The 16,628-nt window shown below is 72.9% G+C and carries 14 protein-coding genes; 3 read left to right on the top strand and 11 right to left on the bottom strand.

All coding sequences use genetic code 11. The annotated features are described in order from the left end of the window. Positions 1–100 precede the first annotated feature (100 nt). The 4 genes from AWW66_RS34500 to AWW66_RS20710 all read right to left on the bottom strand — a co-directional run bounded on the left by AWW66_RS34500 (position 101) and on the right by AWW66_RS20710 (position 4,421). Positions 101–700 carry a TlpA family protein disulfide reductase gene (locus tag AWW66_RS34500; RefSeq protein ID WP_067369035.1) on the bottom strand — a complete coding sequence of 200 codons (600 nt, stop codon included), beginning with the start codon at positions 698–700 and terminating at the stop codon, positions 101–103. Then, the gene (locus tag AWW66_RS34495; protein ID WP_067369033.1) at positions 697–1,149 is read right to left on the bottom strand and encodes a hypothetical protein; all 453 of its coding nucleotides are present in this window, start codon (positions 1,147–1,149) and stop codon (positions 697–699) included. Before AWW66_RS34495 ends, AWW66_RS34500 begins: the two co-directional genes overlap by 4 nt. Positions 1,150–1,246: 97 nt before the next feature. Next, the gene (locus AWW66_RS20715; protein WP_083978670.1) at positions 1,247–3,292 is read right to left on the bottom strand and encodes a M6 family metalloprotease domain-containing protein; all 2,046 of its coding nucleotides are present in this window, start codon (positions 3,290–3,292) and stop codon (positions 1,247–1,249) included. Positions 3,293–3,476: 184 nt separating this feature from the next. Next, positions 3,477–4,421: a dihydrodipicolinate synthase family protein gene (locus tag AWW66_RS20710; RefSeq protein WP_211272038.1), complete on the bottom strand. Its 945-nt coding sequence runs from the start codon at positions 4,419–4,421 to the stop codon at positions 3,477–3,479. Positions 4,422–4,778: 357 nt separating this feature from the next. On the opposite strand from AWW66_RS20710, the gene AWW66_RS20705 reads away from it, so the two are divergent. Both AWW66_RS20705 and AWW66_RS20700 read left to right on the top strand, forming a co-directional pair. Beyond that, positions 4,779–5,999 (top strand): PucR family transcriptional regulator, encoded by a 1,221-nt coding sequence (locus AWW66_RS20705; RefSeq protein WP_067369027.1) that lies wholly within the window; start codon positions 4,779–4,781, stop codon positions 5,997–5,999. A gap of 177 nt (positions 6,000–6,176) precedes the next feature. Then, a complete protein-coding gene (locus AWW66_RS20700; protein ID WP_245648396.1) occupies positions 6,177–7,022 on the top strand; it encodes an SAM-dependent methyltransferase in 846 nt (281 codons plus the stop codon). Positions 7,023–7,293: 271 nt separating this feature from the next. Here the strand turns inward: AWW66_RS20700 and AWW66_RS20695 are convergent, their stop codons facing one another. Further along, positions 7,294–8,337, bottom strand: coding sequence for an FG-GAP-like repeat-containing protein (locus AWW66_RS20695; protein ID WP_067369025.1), 1,044 nt, complete (start codon positions 8,335–8,337; stop codon positions 7,294–7,296). 175 nt (positions 8,338–8,512) lie between these two features. Between AWW66_RS20695 and AWW66_RS20690 the strand changes: the two genes are divergently transcribed. Beyond that, on the top strand, positions 8,513–9,973 hold the full coding sequence (locus tag AWW66_RS20690; protein ID WP_083978666.1) for a cellulase family glycosylhydrolase: 1,461 nt from the start codon (positions 8,513–8,515) through the stop codon (positions 9,971–9,973). Between the two features lie 71 nt (positions 9,974–10,044). Here AWW66_RS20690 and AWW66_RS20685 read toward each other — a convergent pair whose 3' ends face one another. The 6 genes from AWW66_RS20685 to AWW66_RS20660 form a co-directional block, all read right to left on the bottom strand. Then, positions 10,045–11,187, bottom strand: a complete 1,143-nt coding sequence (locus AWW66_RS20685) for a glycosyltransferase family 4 protein (RefSeq protein ID WP_067369023.1) — start codon at positions 11,185–11,187, stop codon at positions 10,045–10,047. A 43-nt stretch (positions 11,188–11,230) separates the two neighbouring features. Further along, positions 11,231–12,364, bottom strand: coding sequence for an endonuclease/exonuclease/phosphatase family protein (locus tag AWW66_RS20680; RefSeq protein ID WP_067369021.1), 1,134 nt, complete (start codon positions 12,362–12,364; stop codon positions 11,231–11,233). Further along, positions 12,361–13,320, bottom strand: coding sequence for a UbiA prenyltransferase family protein (locus AWW66_RS20675; RefSeq protein WP_083978664.1), 960 nt, complete (start codon positions 13,318–13,320; stop codon positions 12,361–12,363). The genes AWW66_RS20680 and AWW66_RS20675 overlap by 4 nt, the downstream gene beginning before the upstream one ends. Beyond that, complete coding sequence (locus AWW66_RS20670; RefSeq protein ID WP_067369018.1) at positions 13,320–14,363, bottom strand: NAD-dependent epimerase/dehydratase family protein; 1,044 nt, start codon at positions 14,361–14,363, stop codon at positions 13,320–13,322. The genes AWW66_RS20675 and AWW66_RS20670 overlap by 1 nt, the downstream gene beginning before the upstream one ends. After that, entirely contained in the window at positions 14,357–15,778 is a 1,422-nt protein-coding gene (locus AWW66_RS20665) for an aspartate aminotransferase family protein (protein ID WP_067369015.1), read from the bottom strand. Before AWW66_RS20665 ends, AWW66_RS20670 begins: the two co-directional genes overlap by 7 nt. Beyond that, positions 15,756–16,628, bottom strand: an 873-nt coding sequence (locus AWW66_RS20660) for a lysylphosphatidylglycerol synthase domain-containing protein (protein ID WP_067369013.1), incomplete at its 5' end; no start/stop codon positions are given. The genes AWW66_RS20665 and AWW66_RS20660, both read right to left, overlap by 23 nt.

Raw genomic sequence — 16,628 nt, 5'->3', positions numbered from 1 at the left:
ATCGGGCCAGGTCGACGCGGTGCCGACGGCTCGGGCAACGACCGGTGTCGGCCGGGTTACCGACAGCCGTCGACGACCGCGCCGCCGGCACCGGACGACCCTACGGCGTCTCGGCCAGCACCAGCTCCCGGAGTCGCTGGTCGAGGTCGGCGACCTCGATCCCGCCCGGCCAGCCGCGCAGCAGCGCGCCGCCCTTGGCCACGATGACGACGGCCGGTGGCTCCCGGACCGCGTACGAGCGCCAGATCGCCTGCTCCTCGTCGACCACCACCGGGTACGCCACCCGGTGGGCGCGCAGGTACTCCTGGAGGTCGTCGGGCTGGTCGACGGCGGCGACCCCGACGAAGACCACCCGGTCGCGGTACGTGGCGGCCAGCTCGCTCAGGGCGTCCTGCCGGTCGGCGCAGATGGTGCACCAGGAGCTGAAGAAGGTGAGCACCACCGGACGGTCGGCCCACAGCTGCGCGGCGGTGAGCGGGGTGCCGTCGGTGAGCGTGCCGGTGAAGGCCGGCGCGGCCGGGGCGCCCTCCGGGGCCGGGCGCAGCGCCAGGTCGGTGGGGACCGGACCGGGCAGCGCGGCGGCGCCGCCGGCGGGTGGCGGCGGGGCCGGCTCGGCGGGGTCACCGGTGCAGCCGGCCACCCCGGCCGTACCGGCCAGCAGCAGTGCCAGCAGCAGTGGCAGCAGGCGACGCCGGGTCACGGGACCACCGCCACCAGGGCGGGTCCCTCGCTGCTGTCCGAGGTGAGGTCGTGCGCGGGCTTGCCGGCGACCTCCAGCCGGTAGGCGGCGCGCTGCGGCACGCTGACCGGTACCGCGAACTCGCAGTAGGTGGGCACCCGCTCGACCCCCAGGTCCTCGTCGAAGACGGCCACCGCCGTACCGGCCGGCAGGGTGCCGGTGACCAGCGCCCGGTCCTCGCCGTCGAGGACCCGGAACGGTGCCTTGTGGTGGAAGTACTGGTATCCCCCGGTGCCGGCGCAGTCGGCGCCCACCGGGCGGAGGTTGATGTCGCGGACCAGGACCCGCACGGTCGTCGCGGAGACGTCCTCCGGCGCGGCGTCGTCGCCGGTGCAGCCGGCCACGCCGGCCGTGCCGGCCAGCAGCAGCGCCAGCAGCGCGCCGGCCCGGGTGGTGGTGCGTCGCCGCACGTCGTCCTCCTCCCGCCCGCGCCCGCGGGGCCCCGGCGACGGATCGTCGCACGCCGTCGTGGGGCCCCGCGGGAACGGGGTCGGTCTCAGTGGCCGGTCAGCTCTTCTCGACCCGGCACTGCTTGGTCATCGTCTTCGTCGGGTCGCTCTCCGAGGTCGCGGTGAGCTTGACGAAGCCGGTGGCCGCGGCGTCGGCGGTGGCCCCCACCGACACCTTGACCGTGGTGGACCCGCCGAACTTGGCGGTGGCCAGCTCGTTGGGCAGCCAGACCCGGTACCCCTTGCCGGCGACCTCGGCGGAGAGCCGGTAGACGTCGGACTTGAGGTAGGCGTTGACGTTCTCCGGGTGCCGCTCGCCGCCGGCCGACCAGGTGCCGGTGTTGGTGAGGTCGAAGGAGCAGGTCACGCCCCGGTTGGTCACCTTGCCGGTGCTGGTCACCGCGCCCTGGCCCAGCTTCACGCCGTGGGTGCTCGGCCCGCCGGTGCCGTCCAGCGACCGCACCGCGACGGTGTACGAGAGCACACCGGTGTTGTCGCGCTTGAGGTCGATGATGTAGAAGTGCAGCCGGTTGGCCTCGTCGACGTACTCGTACTGGCTGCCGGTGCTCGCACCGGCGTGGAACAGGGCGTCGGAGAGCTGCCGGTAGTCACCGATGGTGATCTTCTGCGGGGTGCCGTCCGGCTTGTAGAAGTCGATCATGTCGATGTCCTGCGGGTTGGCGTCGACCACCCACTGGAACGGCGCGCTGTCGGCGTTCTTGGTCTTGCTCAGCAGCACCCCGGCGTCGGGCTGGAACGAGTCCGCGCCCATCCGGTCGACGACCTCGACGGTGTAGTTGTTGAAGTTGCCGCCGTCGCAGAACGGGTCGGTGCTGGCGCTGCACGCCGGCGAGCGGTCCCGGTTCATCGCGATGTTGACGCCGGTCAGGCCGTTCGGTCCCGGGTCGACCGCGCGGGCGGTCACCTGGGCGACGACCATACCGGAGGAGGCCAGCGCCTCACGGGAGAGCCGCAGGACGTTCTGCTCGTCCACCAGACCGATCTTGATCTTGTCGCGCAGGGTGTGCAGCGAGCCCAGCGAGCCGCCGTTGGTCGGCGGGATCTGCCAACGGGTGTGCGGTCCCCCCGGGCCGTTGAACGACCCGCGCGACATCATGCTCCAGATGCCGGTGTACGCCCGGCGCGGCGGGTTGCTGTACGGGTTGTTGTAGTTGTCGCCGATGCTGAGCAGGTGGCTCAGCTCGTGGGCGTACACGCCCATGCCGGAGCTCTCGCCCTGGGTGGAGGAGCCGCCGCCGGCGTTCGGCCACAGGGTCGACGCGGCCTTCCAGGAGGTCCACTCCACGTACCGGGTGCGCGCCCAGTTCGGCATGTTCGGGTCCGGCGGGCCCCAGGCGTCCGGGATGTCCTCCTTGTTCTGGAACATCATCTCGCCGAACTCCTGCCAGGTCGACGACTCGTCCTGGCCGGCGCTGAGGATGAAGACCAGCTCGTACTGGCTGGCGACCTCCTCGCCCACCGCCGCCCGCCAGGCGCCCAGCCCGTCGGTACGGATGTTGCGGTTGCAGGTCTCCCCGCTCGGGCAGGCCCCCGGGTTGAAGCTGTTGTCGATGCCGTACTGGTAGGACTTGGCCGGCATCTGGTACGGCCCGAACCCGGTCAGGTCGACGCCGTACTTGCCGTTGGAGTCCTGCATCCAGTACTCGTGCAGGGTGTGCCCCCGGTTGAGGGTGTTCGGCGTGTTGAGGAAGTCCTCGTAGAACTTCGGCACGTTGGCGCGGGGGATGTTCGCCGCGACCGCCTGCGGGTTGCCGAAGACCGTCGACCGGGCCCGCTGGGTCACCGCGAACGGCTGGTCCGGGTAGTCCAACGTGACCAGAGCGATCCGGAAGTTGCGCTCCGACCCCTTCACGGTGGGGTCGGCCCAGTTCTTGCCGGGCACGTCACGGTAGTCGGCCCAGGTCATGGTGTCCGGGTTCTGCCAGTTCTGCGGGTCGAAGACCTGGAAGGGCCCGTTGCCGCCGGCCGGGTTGCCCGGTGCGGCGGAGGCTTGCGCCCCGGCGGTCACCACGAGCGTGCCCGCCAGGACCGCGGCGAGCGCTGCACGCCGCAGTCGGGATCGGTTGGGGGTGCCAAGGTGCACGGAATCACCTCTCGTCGGGGAAACGCGGCGTCAGATGTTCCCCGGCGCGGGGTGAACACCTGATGTTCGGGCCGCGCAGCGAATCTAGGAGTGTCGACGGGTGCGGGTCACCGTGCAGATGTCGGCACGTGGACGGGCGGCTTCCGACACCTGAAGGACCGGTGACGAACCGAAACGCAGGAGATCAGGCCGGGAAACCCCCGGGAAACGCCGCCTCCGGCACGGTCTCCCCGACCGCCGGCACCGTCGCGGTCAGGGCCCGCAGCACGTCCTGGCGGACCCGCGCGGCGACCGGCCCGGACAGCGGCCCGCGCGGCGGCCGGCACCGCCCGCCGTACCGCCCGGCGTACTCCATCGCCAGCTTGACCGCCGGCACCGCTTCCGGCCGCGCCGACCAGCCGAAGACCGGGTGCAGGTCGGTGTAGAGCGGCAACGCCGCCGCCAGGTCCCGCTCGACGCCGAGCTGGAACAGCCGCACACTCTGCCGGGGCAGGGCGTTGGCCAGGCCGGCGATCCAGCCGGTGGCTCCGCACAAAACGAGTTCGAGCGAGACGTCGTCGGCGCCGGCCAGCACGTCGAGGTGCGGGCAGAGGTCCCGGATCCGGTGCACCCGGCGCACGTCCCCGGAGACCTCCCGGACCGCGACGATCCCGTCCACCTCGGCGACCGTGGCCAGCAGCTCCGGGGTCAGGTCCAGCCGGGCGGCGGCCGGGTCGTTGTGCACCACCACCGGCATCCCGACCGCCGCGACCTCCCGATAGTGGGCCACCACGTCGGCCCCCCGGGCGACCGACCCGTCGGGCGGCAGGGCGAGCACCGCGTCCGCGCCCGCCCCGGCGGCCCCTTCCGTCCACCGCCGGGCCTGCCGGCTGCCGTACCCGCCGACGCCCGGCACCACCGCGCAGCCCGGCGGCGCGGCCTGCACCGTCGCGGCGACCACGTCGAGCCACTCCTGGTCGGACAGGGTCTGGTACTCCCCCAGCGTCCCGCCCGGTGACACTCCGTGACAGCCCTGCTCGGCGAGCCACCGGACCTGCTCCTGGAGCCGGTCGAGGTCGACCGTGAGGTCGTCGCGGAACGGTGTGGTGACCGCCACCAGCACGCCCCGCCAGGGCATCTGAGCTGCCACTGCGGCCTTCCTTCCTCAGCTGCGCCCGGAAGGGCACGACCTGGGGACGCGCCGTCCACCCTGCACCGCGCCGTCGGGACGACCGTGGCCGGCGAGCAGGGGGACGGGTCACGGGAGCCGGGATCGCCGGCAGCACGGACATGTCGTCACCGCGGGCGGGTTCCTCCGCACCCTCGTACCGGAACGATAGGAAGGCCGACCGCCGGGGTCATCGAACAAATGCCGGAACAGCCGCCGTGCGATCCGTCCTTTTGTCGGCACTTCGCCAGTGGACCTTGCGCCGAGGCGGGCCGGCACCGGAGGGTAGGGCTGTGCCTGCCGACCCCTGTCAGCAGCACAATCAGGGGAGATCGATCCATGCAAGGTGAGTTGCAACGTATCGTCGACGCCGTCGCCGCCCGGGTGGGTCGACCCGCTCTCATCGAGGACCGGCGGCAGCGGGTGGTCGTCTACAGCGACCACGACGGCCCGATGGACGAGGTCCGGCGGATGTCCATCCTGCGCCGGCAGACCACGCCGGAGGTGATCGCCTGGTTCCGCGCGATGGGCGTGCTCACCGCCCGTGACCCGATCCGCACCCCGGCGGACGCGGAGCTGGACCTGCTGCCCCGGGTCTGCGTCCCGATCTGGCACGAGGAGCTGCTGCTCGGGTTCGTCTGGTTCATCGACGCCGACGGGTCGATGTCGGACGCGGACATCGCCGCCGCCACCGGCGCCTTCGCCGACCTGGCCCTGGCCCTGTACCGGGAGAACCTGCTCGGCGAGCTGGCCTCGCAGCGGGAGACCGAGGCGACCCGAACGCTGCTGGTGGAGAGCCGCGAGGCGCGCGAGCACGCGGCGCGGGCGCTGCTGGAGGAGGGCCGGGTCGTCGGCCCCGGGCCGGCCACCGCGCTGGTCGCGCAGCTCGTGCCGGCCGCCGGACAGCAGCCCGACGAGGTCGCCCGGATCGCGCTGGAACAGGCGCTGGTCACCACCCGCCGGTGGCTGGGGGTCCGCGAGTCGCTGCACCTGGTCTGGCACGACCACGGGGTGCTGCTGATCTGCGGCACCCGGGTCGCCGGACGGCCCACACCGGAGACCGCCGCCCGGTACCTGCACGAGGCGCTGTCCAGCGCCACCCGGGGACTGGCCTCGGTGGACCGTACGGTGACCGGGATCGGGCAGCCGCACCCGCACCTGTCCCGCGCCGTCCGGTCGTACCAGGAGGCCGTCCAGGCGACCCGGATCGGGGTGCAACTGCCCGCCCTCGGCCCGGTGGTTGCCTGGGCCAACCTCGGCATCTACCGGGTGCTCTCCCAACTCGACAGCCAGCACCTCGACATCGCCGGGGTGCACCCGGGCCTGGAGCGGCTGCTCGGCGACGACAGCTACCAGGTGCTGCTGGAGACCCTGGAGGCGTACCTCGACCTGGCCGGCAACGCGCACGCCACCGCCGAGAAGCTCCGGCTGCACCGGACCACGCTGTACTACCGGCTGCAACGGGTGGAGCAGCTCGCCGAGACCGACCTCAAGGACGGCAACGAGCGCCTCTGCCTGCACCTCGCCATCAAACTCGGCCGCCTCACCGGCCGGGTGTAAGGAAGGGCCCCCTGTTAACGCATTCGGTAGAGGAAGGGGCCCCTGTTAACACGCCGACGCGCAGCGCGACCGTCCGTTGTGGCTGGCCGGGGCCGACGCGACGGCCGGTGCGGACACTAGGATGACCAGGCTGGCCCGTCCCGGGCCGCGTCGTCGTCGAGTGTGCGGAGGTCAGTGGTGACCGCGTCGTCCCCTGCGGAGAACGTCGCCGGCCGGTTGTCCGACCGGATCGACACGACGGTCGCCCATCCGGCCCGCCGGTACAACTACTGGCTGGGCGGCAAGGACAACTTCGCCGCCGACCGGGAGTCCGGCGAGCAGATCGCCGCGCTCTACCCCGCCATCCGTACCGTGGCCCGGGAGAACCGGGGCTTCCTCCAGCGCGCGGTGCGCTTCCTGGCCGGGGAGGCGGGCATCCGCCAGTTCCTCGACATCGGCACCGGGATCCCCAGCGCGAACAACACCCACGAGGTGGCCCAGGCGGCGGCCCCCGAGTCGCGCGTGGTGTACGTGGACAACGACCCGATGGTGCTGGTGCACGCCCGGGCGCTGCTGGCCAGCTCGCCGAGCGGCGCCACCGCCTACCTCGACGCCGACCTGCGCCGCCCCGACGAGATCCTCGCCGACCCGGACCTGCGCCGGACGCTGGACCTGTCCCAGCCGGTGGCGCTGATGCTGGTCGCGGTGGCGCACTTCCTCGACGACGACGAGCGCCCGTACGACCTGGTCACCCGGCTGCTGGACGCCCTGCCGTCCGGCAGTTACCTGGCGATGACCCACGTCACCATGGACTTCATCCCGCCGGAGGTGGCCGAGCGGATGCTCGCCGAGGTGGCCGCCGGGCGGTTCCGCGCCGACGGGTACCCGCGCTCGTACGCCGACGTGGCCCGCTTCTTCGCCGGGCTGGACCTGGTCGAGCCGGGCATCGTGCCGGTCAGCCGGTGGCGTCCGGAGGTGCCGGAGGCGCAGCTCCCCCCGCTGGCGGAGACGTCCATCTACGGCGCGGTCGCCCGGCTGCCCTGACCCCGGCACCGACGCCGACGCCGACCCGCCAACGGCGCCGACGCCGCGATCCCGACGCCCGACGGGCCAGCCGGCGGGTGAGCCGGCTGACCCGTCCGGGGCGGCCGGTCCGGCCGAGCGGGGGCAGGACGCCCGGTGGCGGGGGCTACCAGCCCCCGCCGAGCAGCGCCCGCGCGACGGTGGGGTACCCGCGGACGCTCTGGCCCGGGTACAGCCACATGTCGCCGGTGGCGTCGTGCCGGGCGAGGATGTCCTGGTGACCGTCGCGGTTTCAGTCGACCGCGCCGAACGGGCTGAACCCGGCCCAGCCGTTGCCGATCTGCACCCGGCCGACGGTCGGCACCCCGCGCCGGCTGTCCCCCGGGTACAGCCACAGGGTCCCGGTGTCGTTGTCCCGGGCCACGATGTCCCGGTGACCGTCGCGGTCCCAGTCGGTCACGCCGAACGAGGTGAAGGAGTTCCAGCCCCAGCCGAGCAGGACGCGCGTCGTGCCCGGGACGCCCCGGGTGCCGGTACCGGGATGCAGCCACGGCTCACCGGTGCTGTCCTGCCGGGCGAGGACGTCGGGGTTGCCGTCGCGGTCCCAGTCGGCCACGCCGAGCGGGGTGTGCCCGGCCCAGCCGGTGCCGATCCGGACCGGTACCGCCTGGGGGTAGCCGCGCCGGCTGTCCCCCAGGTACAGCCACAGGGTGCCGGTGGCGTCCTCGCGGGCCACGATGTCCTGGTGGCCGTCCCGGTCCCAGTCGGTGGTGCCGAAGTGCGCGTACGGCAGCGCGGTGAGCTGGCCGAGCAGCCAGGTCCGGTTCGTGCCCGCCCCGACCTCGCTGTAGGAGGCGGCACCGGTGCAGCTCGCGCCCTTGAGCACCCCGGCCTGCACCAGGAGGCCGCCGGAGCGGACCAGCAGCGGGCTGCCGCTGTCGCCCTGGCACGGCCCCCGGTCCACCATGATCCGCTTGATCCCCAGGTTGTCGGGGGCCGGCGGGGTGATGGAGACGCCGACGAACTGCAACCGGCTGGGCAGCCGGCCGGAGCCGTCCCGGCCCCACCCGGTGGCGATGCCGTCGTCGTACGGGCTGAACGGGCCGCCCTGGACGCCGTCCCAGAGGTGGGCCTCGGCGGGGGTGGCGAGCCGGACCGGGGCGACGGTGGTCACCGGCGCGCTGAGTACGAGCAGCGCGACGTCGTTGTGCCCGCCGACGTACTGCGGGTGGCTGACGATCCGGGTGACCCGGCGCGGCTCGCCGCCGGTACCGGAGACGGTGTTGCCGACCCGCACGGACACGTCGACCAGGATGCGGTGCCGAAGGACCCCCACAGGAGCACCGTAAGTTACCAGACACCCGCTACCGGCGCGGACAGGAAGCGCCAGCAGATCATGGACACGTCGACACATCTACATGTTGCACGTCGGTTACCACGCCTCTAAGCTGCCGTGGGAGCGCTCCCGTACCGGCCTACCCGCACACCACCACCGGAATGAGACGGTCCCGATGAGACAAAACCCCCGCCCGTCGCGACGGAGCCTGCTCGCGGCCGGCGCCGTCTGCGCCCTGACCCTGGGCGCGTCGGCCCTGCTGCCCGCCGCGAACGCGATGGCCGCCACCGGCTGCGCCGTCACGTACACCACCAACAGCTGGTCCGGGGGCTTCACCGCCTCCGTCACCGTCAAGAACCTCGGCGATCCGATCAGCAACTGGACCCTGGGCTTCACCTTCCCCCACTCCGGGCAGCGGGTGGTCCAGGGCTGGTCGGCGACGTACGACCAGTCCGGCTCGGCCGTCACCGCGCGGAGCCTGAGCTACAACGGCTCCCTGGCCACCGGGGCGTCCACGACCATCGGCTTCAACGGGAGCTGGACCACCAGCAACCCGAACCCGACCTCGTTCACGCTGAACGGCACCGTCTGCACCGGCAGCACCACCCCCACCACCGCCCCGCCGACCACCCCACCCACGACGCCGCCGACCACGCCGCCCACCACCCCGCCGGTGACCACGCCACCGCCGGGCGGGCAGACCCCGGTGGCGATCAACGGCAAGCTCCGGGTGTGCGGGGCCAACCTCTGCAACCAGTACGGCAAGCCGATCCAGCTGCGGGGCATGAGCAGCCACGGCTTCCACTGGTTCCCGCAGTGCTACAAGGACCAGGCGCTCGACGCCATCGCCACCGACTGGAACTCGGACCTCTTCCGGATCTCCATGTACGTGCAGGAGGAGGGGTACGAGACCGACCCCGCCGGCTTCACCGCCCGGGTCAACGAACTGGTCGAGAAGACCACCGCCCGGGGCATGTACGCCCTGGTCGACTTCCACACGCTGACCCCCGGTGACCCGATGTACAACCTGGAGCGGGCGAAGACCTTCTTCGCGGCCGTCTCCGCCCGGCACGCCGCCAAGGACAACGTGATCTACGAGATCACCAACGAGCCCAACGGGGTGAGCTGGTCGACGATCAAGAACTACGCGGAGCAGGTCATCCCGATCATCCGGGCCAACGACCCGGACGCGGTCGTCGTCGTCGGCACCCGCGCCTGGTCCTCGCTGGGCGTCTCCGAGGGCGGCAACGCCACCGAGGTCATCAACAACCCGGTGAACGCCAGCAACGTCATGTACGCGTTCCACTTCTACGCCGCGTCCCACAAGGACAACTACCGGGCCGAGCTGGAGCGGGCCGCCGCCCGGCTGCCGATGTTCGTCACCGAGTTCGGCACCGTGGCGTACACCGGCGACGGGGCCGCCGACCTGGCCAGCAGCACCCAGTGGCTGGACCTGCTGGACCGGCTGAAGATCAGCTACGCCAACTGGACCTTCTCCGACAAGGCCGAGACCAGCGCGGCCCTGCGCCCCGGCACCTGCAACGGCACCCAGTTCACCGGGACGTCGGTGCTCACCGAGTCGGGCACCTTCATGCGCAACCGGATCCGTACCCCGGACAACTTCCCGACGAGCTGATCGGCGACGGCCTCGACCGTCCACCGCGCGGGCGCCCCGTCACCACGGGGCGCCCGCCCCTGTTCGTGGGGTCAGCGGGGAGCCCGGTGGCCGCGGACGAGGTTGAAGAGGTCCTCGTGGGCGTCGACGCCGCGGTCGGCGTGGAAGAGCTTGCGGGCCTCGCGGGCCTTGGCGTCACGCCAGTCGGCGGGGGCGGCGGCCAGCTCGGTGATGGCGGTGTGCAGCGCCTGCGGGCTGCGCAGCGGCACCACCCGGCCGAACTGGGTGGCGAGCACCGGGTACCGGCCGCCGGGCAGGTCGGTGGTGACCGACGGGACACCGCACATCATCGCCTCGGCCTGGACGATGCCGAACGACTCGGCCACCGACGGCAGGGCGAAGACGTCGATCGAGGCGTAGAAGTCGTCGATCTCCCGGCCGCGCAGCTCCCCGAGGACCTGGATGCGGTCGTCCGCGCCGATCTCGGCCCGGATGGCGGCGAGGTCGTCCCCGCCCATCACGGTCTTGTAGTTGCCGCCGATCAGCAGCCGGGCGTCCGGGTCGGCGATCTTCCGGAAGGCCCGGACCAGGTACGGGATGCCCTTGTCCTCGACGATCCGGCCGAGGAAACCGACGTGCAGGCCGCCCGTGCGACGGTACCGGGGCTGTCCGCCCCGACGGTCCAGGCAGGGCGCCGGGATGAACCGGTGCTCCTTGCGGCGCATCAGCGGCCAGAACTTCGACGCGTGGGCCTGGTCGTCGCTGTAGGCGACCACGGCGGCGGAGCGCCGCAGCGCCGCCCACGAGGTGACGTCGGAGGCGGCCACGGCGACCCGGTTGAGCAGGCCGGGCGGCAGGTACAGGTCGATGTGCAGCATGCTCACGATCGGCGTCGACCGGACGAGCTGGGCGACCACGGCGCCCTCGGCCATCGGCAGGTTGAGGTACAGCACGTCGGAACGGCGGGCGAGCTGGGCGACCAGCAGCGGGTACGCCGGGCTGATCTGCGCGCGGGTGATCTGGCCGAGCACCGGGGCGCGGTACACGTCCACCCCGTTGATCGTCTCCCGCCGCGGGGTGGAGCGGTCGTGCTGGCTGGTCACCACGGCCACCCGCCAGCCCCGGGCGGCCAGCCCCTCGGCGACGGTCTGGGCGGTGTGGGTCACCCCGCTCATGTACGGGGTGTAGTAGGTCAGGGCGACGGTCAGGTCGTACCGGGGCTCTGCGGGCTTCATCGGGTGGGGCGTCCTCTCTCGACGGCGGCGGGATGACGGTCGGTTACAGGGACACGACGGCGAGCTGTCCGGTGTGGTCGGACAGGCCGTCCGGCGGCACCATCCGGTACCGGTGGACGGTCACGTCGGTGGTGGTGAACAGCCAGTCGAGGCGCCACAGCGGCAGGCCGTAGCGGGCCCACGAGACCGGGTAGACCGAGTCCAGGACGGGGCTGGCGTCGACCAGCCGCTCCGGCAGGGTCCGCAGCAGGCGCATCGCCGGTGAGGTGTTGAGGTCCCCGGCGAGCAGCACCGGGTGCGGGTTGGCCTCGACGTCGGCGGCGAGGGCCCGGTAGTCGGCCCGCCGCTGGTCGTGGCGGGCCAGGGTGTCGTCGGCGGTGTCCGGGCGGCGGGCCGGCAGCCCGACCATCGGCACGTGCAGGTGGGAGTTGTAGACCGAGAGCACCCGCCCGCCGACGAGCAGGTCGGTGCGCAGCGTCTTGACCGTGTGGTACGCGGGCAGCCGGGAGTCGGCCGGCGGCAGGTCCGGCCACGGCCGCGCCAGGTGCGGGCGCAGGTCCACGGGGTGCTCCCGGACGATCGGGTACCGGGAGACGGTGACCAGTTCGCCGGAGGCGGCGACGTGGAAGCCGGGGAACTCCCGGCGCAGCCGATCCAGTCCGTCCACCGGCAGCGGGTCCAGCTCCGGCGTGAGGTACAGGTACTCCTGGAGCAGGTAGACGTCGGCGTCCTGGGCGTGCAGGTATCGGTAGAACCGGTCCGGGTCGCGGGTGCGCTCCCCGTTCGGCCCGATCGCCAGCAGTTCGTCCCAGTACCAGGTGTTCCAGGAGAAGACGGTGACCGCGTCCGGCGGGGCCGGGGGCGGCCGGTGCCAGAGGGCGGCGGCGTTGACGCCGTTGCCGGGCCAGCCCGCCACCAGCGCCGCCACCGCCAGCGCCGCGCCGACCAGCCGCGCCCGCCGGAGCGGGGCCACCGCGACGAGCAGCAACACGGGTACGGCGAGCAGGGCCAGCGGGGGCAGCAGGTCCGGCAGGTTCCACCACCACGCCCGGCCGGAGAGGAGCCGGTGCGCCAGCACGAAGATCAGCCACGCCCCGGCGGCGGCGAGCAGGAGCCGGGCGCCCCACCGCCGCCGGCGGACCGGTGGTGCGGGGGCCGGGTCGGCGACGGCGGTCATCCCGCGCCCCGGGCGGCGATCAGCAGCACCCCGGAGAGGGTGGCCCAGAGGGCCGCGTTGGCGACCATGACCGGATCACGGACCACGATCCGGACCGGGTTCTCGCCCGCGTCGTGGACCAGGACGAGCTGCAGGTACCGGAAGAGGCCGAAGATGGCCAGCGGGGTGAGCAGCACCGCCGCCACGGACGCGTACCCGGCCAGCGGCGCCTCGTCGCGCAGGTAGAGCAGGTAGCTGCCGGCGGTGAGCGCGGCGGAGAGCTGCATGAGCTGGTCGGTGAGCGGCACGGTGTACCCGCGCAGCGCCGGCCGGTGCACGCCGCCGCTGGTGCGCAGTTCCTGGCGCCGTTTGCCGAGGGTGAGCAGCAGGCAGAGGGTGAACACGGCGGTGAGCAGCCAGCCGGAGACGGTGGTGTCGGTGGCCAGGTACCCCTGGATGAGCCGCAGCGCGAACCCGCTGGCGATGAGGAAGACGTCGAGCAGGGGTACGTGCTTGAGCCCTAGGCAGTACCCGAGGTTGAGCACCAGGTACGCGGCGACCGGCCAGGCGGTGGCCGGGGTGAAGTGGGTGAGCACCCCGCCCAGCGACACCGCGACCACGGCCGCGAAGAGCACGGCGACCCGGGGCGAGATCCGGCCGGAGGCGAGGGGCCGGTGCCGCCGGGCCGGGTTGGCGGCGTCGCGCCGCCGGTCGATCAGGTCGTTGACCACGTAGACGAGCACGGAGGTGAGGATGAACGCGGTGACCGCCCAGACCAGGTTGGTCAGCGCGCCGCGCTGCCAGGACTGCGGGTCGAGCAGGGGCACCGAGACGACCAGGACGTTCTTGGGCCACTGGCCGGGTCGGGCCAGCCGCAGCAGCGCGCCGGCCAGGGTGCCGGCCGGCCGGATCGGGACGGCGTCGGTGGTGGGCGGGCCGCCGGCCGGCACCGCCAGCTCGGCCTGGACCGGGGGCATCAGAAGAACGCCTTCGCCACGCGCAGCGCCCCCTGGGACCAGGGTTCACGGCTGGTGCGGCCGGTCGCCGGCCGGTTCTCGCCCCGTCCGCGCTGCTCCCGCCACCAGCGGAAGGTCCGCAGCAGGGCGTCCTGGTTGGAGTACGCCGGGGTGAAGCCGAGCTGCTTGTGGACCTTGTCGGTGCTGACGTACGAGTCGGCGAGGAGCTTGTGCAGCAGCCGGTCGTACACCGGGGAGAGCCGGGCCCGGCGCAGCGCCTGGAGGGCGAGCAGGGCGGGCCGGGCGGGGATCGAGACCACCCGCCGGCGGTGGCCGGCGGCGTCGAGGACGGCCTGGAAGTCCTCGCGCAGCGTGCCGAAGTCGGCGGCGGCCACGTTGTACGTGTCGTTGGCGAGCGTCGCGTCGGCGGTGAGCACGACCCGGACGCACTCGGTGAGGTCCTCCACCGCGCACATCTGGATCCGCACGTCGCCCCGGCCGAGGATGGGGAAGTTGCGGCCCTCCTCGGCCCACTCGAAGAGCATGGCGAACAGGCCCATCCGCCCCGGGCCGAGGAAGGTCTTGGGGCGCAGCATCGGGACGCAGAGCCCGCCGTCGCGGAACTCCTCGGCGACCTCCTCGGCGGCGGCCTTGGCCCGCCCGTAGGTGTCCACCGGCTCCCGGGGGTGCTCCTCCGGGGTGGGGACCAGGGTGGGCAGGCCGTAGACGGCGGTGGTGGAGACGTGCACCACCCGGGGCACGCCGGCGTCCCGGGCGGCGGTCAGCACGGTCCGGGTGCCGTCCACGATCACCGAGTGGATCTCCTGCGGGGCGTAGCTGGGCAGCGCGGCGGCGCAGTGCACCACCGCGCCGGCCCCGGCGAACGCCGCGGTCATCGCGGCCCGGTCGCGAACGTCGGCGACGCTGGCGGTGACCCCGGGTTCGGCGACGGGACGCAGGTCGACGCCGTGCACCGGCAGCCCCTCGTCGCGCAGCCGGCGTAGCACGAAGCCGCCGAGCATGCCGCTCGCGCCGGTGACCACGGTCCGGCCCTCGGCTACCATGCCGCACCCACCTTCTCCCGGACGAATCCGGTGAGCAGCCGGCGCAGCCCCAGCGCCAGGGTGGCGTCCAGCGCCTGGAGGAAGTACTCCAGGTCGGCCGGTTCGATCATGAGCGTGGGGGCCACCATCAGCGGGTTCTCCACGTTCGGGCTGTAGTACGTCATGATCTTGTGTTCGCGGTAGAGGTGCGAGATCACCGACAGGGTGATCAGCTTGGTGCCGAACCGGGGGTCCTTGGTGAAGCCCGGCACCAGCTTGCCGGCCAGGTCCAGCAGCTTCGGGCCGCTGGCGAGGAAGACGCCGTGCAGCGAGCCCACCCCGGCGACCCGGTCGACGGCGTCCGGGTGCGCCTTGCGGAGCCGGTCCAGACCGGGGCCGAGGATCGACTCGACCTGCCGGGCCCGGCCCGGGAAGTCCTCCTCCACCACGACGTTGACCGCCTCGATCGCGGTGGCGGTCTCCTCGCCGAAGCCGTAGTACGTGGTGCTGTGCAGGATGACGTCGGAGAGCCGGTCGTACGCCTTGCGGAACAGCTTCTCCCGCGCGGTGTACCCGGAGATCGACGCCTTGCCCCCGCCGAGGGACTTGGAGTACACCAGGATGTCCGGCAGCAGCCCCTCGTACCGGGTGAAGTAGAAGAGGCTGCCGGTCTTGCCCCAGCCGGTGTACACCTCGTCGAAGATCAGCACGATGTCCTCGTCGGAGCAGAGCCGCCGCAGCTCCCGCAGCGCCTCCTCCGACCAGGAGCGCATGCTGGAGGCGCTGTACGGCTCGACCATCAGCGCGTACACGTCGGACGTGCCGTCCGGGCCCCGGCTGGCGTCCACCGCCGCGCGCACCGCCGCCACGTCCCCGTACGGGTAGATGACGGCGTTCGGCAGCCCGGGGAAGCGGAAGTGGTTCTCCGCCGAGCCGGTGAGGCTGCCCGCGCCGAGGGTCTTGCCGTGGAAGCTGATGTCGGCGCGCAGGATCGTCTGCCGCTTGCCGCCGTGGTACTTGTACGCCATCTTGATGGCGCCCTCGTTCGCCTCCGCCCCGGAGTTCGGGAAGTACGAGATGTTCAGGTCACCCGGGAGCAGCTCGGCGATGTTGTGGCTCAGCGCCGCCAGGTACGGCGAGAAGAACGCCTTGTGCACCTCCATCCGGCGCTCGGCCGCGAAGCGGGCGCGGGCGGCGAGGATCCGGGGGTGGTTGTGGCCGTGGTTGAGCACCCCGACCCCGCCGGAGAGGTCCAGCACCTTGCTGCCGTCGCGCATGTGGACCCAGGCCCCCTCGGCCCGCTCCACCAGTTCCCGGCCGAACCCGAAGGTGGTCATCAGCGACACCTGGGACTTGCTGACGTACCGGCGGTAGAGGTCGTGGACCTCGCGCACCGACAGCTGCTCGCACTCGTCAAGACCGATCAACCTGGGCATGCCCGTTCATCTCCCTCGTCTGCGCCGCATCCGCTGCGGACGACCTCCGGTGGACGACCTCCACCGCTGCCAGCGCCGCCCCGCCGAGCACCACCTCACCCACGGTGGTGACCAGTCGGCTCGCCACGGCCACCGCCACCGCCGAGGGCACCGGCAGCACCAGCGCCAACGCCCCCGACAGCACCGTCTCCCGAACCCCCAGACCGTCGGGCACCACGACGGCCAGCACACCGAGCACGCCCGCCAGCGCGAACGCCCCCACGCACAGCGGCAGCGACGCGCCCACGGGCGCCCCCATCGCCACCGCCAACAACCACAGGTGCAGACCGCTGACCAGCCAGGACAGCGTCTGCCAGCCGACCGCCACCCGGACCGCGCGGCCGGAGAGCGACCGGGCGGGCACGGGCCGGCGCAGCAGCCGCACCACCAGCTCCACCAGCCGGCCGAGCAGGTGCGGCCAGCCGACCAGGGCGAGCACCGGCAGGGCGGCCAGCACCAGCCAGGCCGCCCGGCCGCCGAGCACCTGGACGCCGGTGAGCAGGCCGACGGCCAGCCCGGTCAGGTGGACCAGGAGCGAGCTGAGCGTCCCCGCCACCAGCACCCGGGGCAGGGTGATGCCGTTGGCGGTGGCCACCTTCACCGCCGCGACGATGCCCGGCACCTTGCCCGGCACGTACTTGGCGAGGTAGCCGACGAAGAAGACCCGGGCCACCCGGGTCAGCGCCAGCGGCGGGCCGAGTTCGAGCAGGACCACCCGCCAGGAGAACATCCCCAGCAGCGGGCCGAGCGTCGCCACGGCCACCGCGCCGAGCAGGAACAGGGCGATCTCGGTACCGTCACGCCGGGCGAG

It is taken from the genome of Micromonospora rosaria, from assembly GCF_001567585.1.
Classification (GTDB): Bacteria; Actinomycetota; Actinomycetes; order Mycobacteriales; family Micromonosporaceae; genus Micromonospora; species Micromonospora rosaria.
This window is presented reverse-complemented; position numbering and strand designations above follow the sequence as displayed.

What these genes read in the sequence shown, in the direction of transcription:
- AWW66_RS20705 (WP_067369027.1), top strand. Translation starts at nt 4,779, where the DNA reads ATGCAAGGTGAGTTGCAACGTATCGTCGACGCCGTCGCCGCCCGGGTG.
- AWW66_RS20690 (WP_083978666.1), top strand. Translation starts at nt 8,513, where the DNA reads ATGAGACAAAACCCCCGCCCGTCGCGACGGAGCCTGCTCGCGGCCGGC.
- AWW66_RS20685 (WP_067369023.1), bottom strand. Translation starts at nt 11,187, where the DNA reads ATGAAGCCCGCAGAGCCCCGGTACGACCTGACCGTCGCCCTGACCTAC.
- AWW66_RS20680 (WP_067369021.1), bottom strand. Translation starts at nt 12,364, where the DNA reads ATGACCGCCGTCGCCGACCCGGCCCCCGCACCACCGGTCCGCCGGCGG.
- AWW66_RS20675 (WP_083978664.1), bottom strand. Translation starts at nt 13,320, where the DNA reads ATGCCCCCGGTCCAGGCCGAGCTGGCGGTGCCGGCCGGCGGCCCGCCC.
- AWW66_RS20670 (WP_067369018.1), bottom strand. Translation starts at nt 14,363, where the DNA reads ATGGTAGCCGAGGGCCGGACCGTGGTCACCGGCGCGAGCGGCATGCTC.
- AWW66_RS20665 (WP_067369015.1), bottom strand. Translation starts at nt 15,778, where the DNA reads ATGCCCAGGTTGATCGGTCTTGACGAGTGCGAGCAGCTGTCGGTGCGC.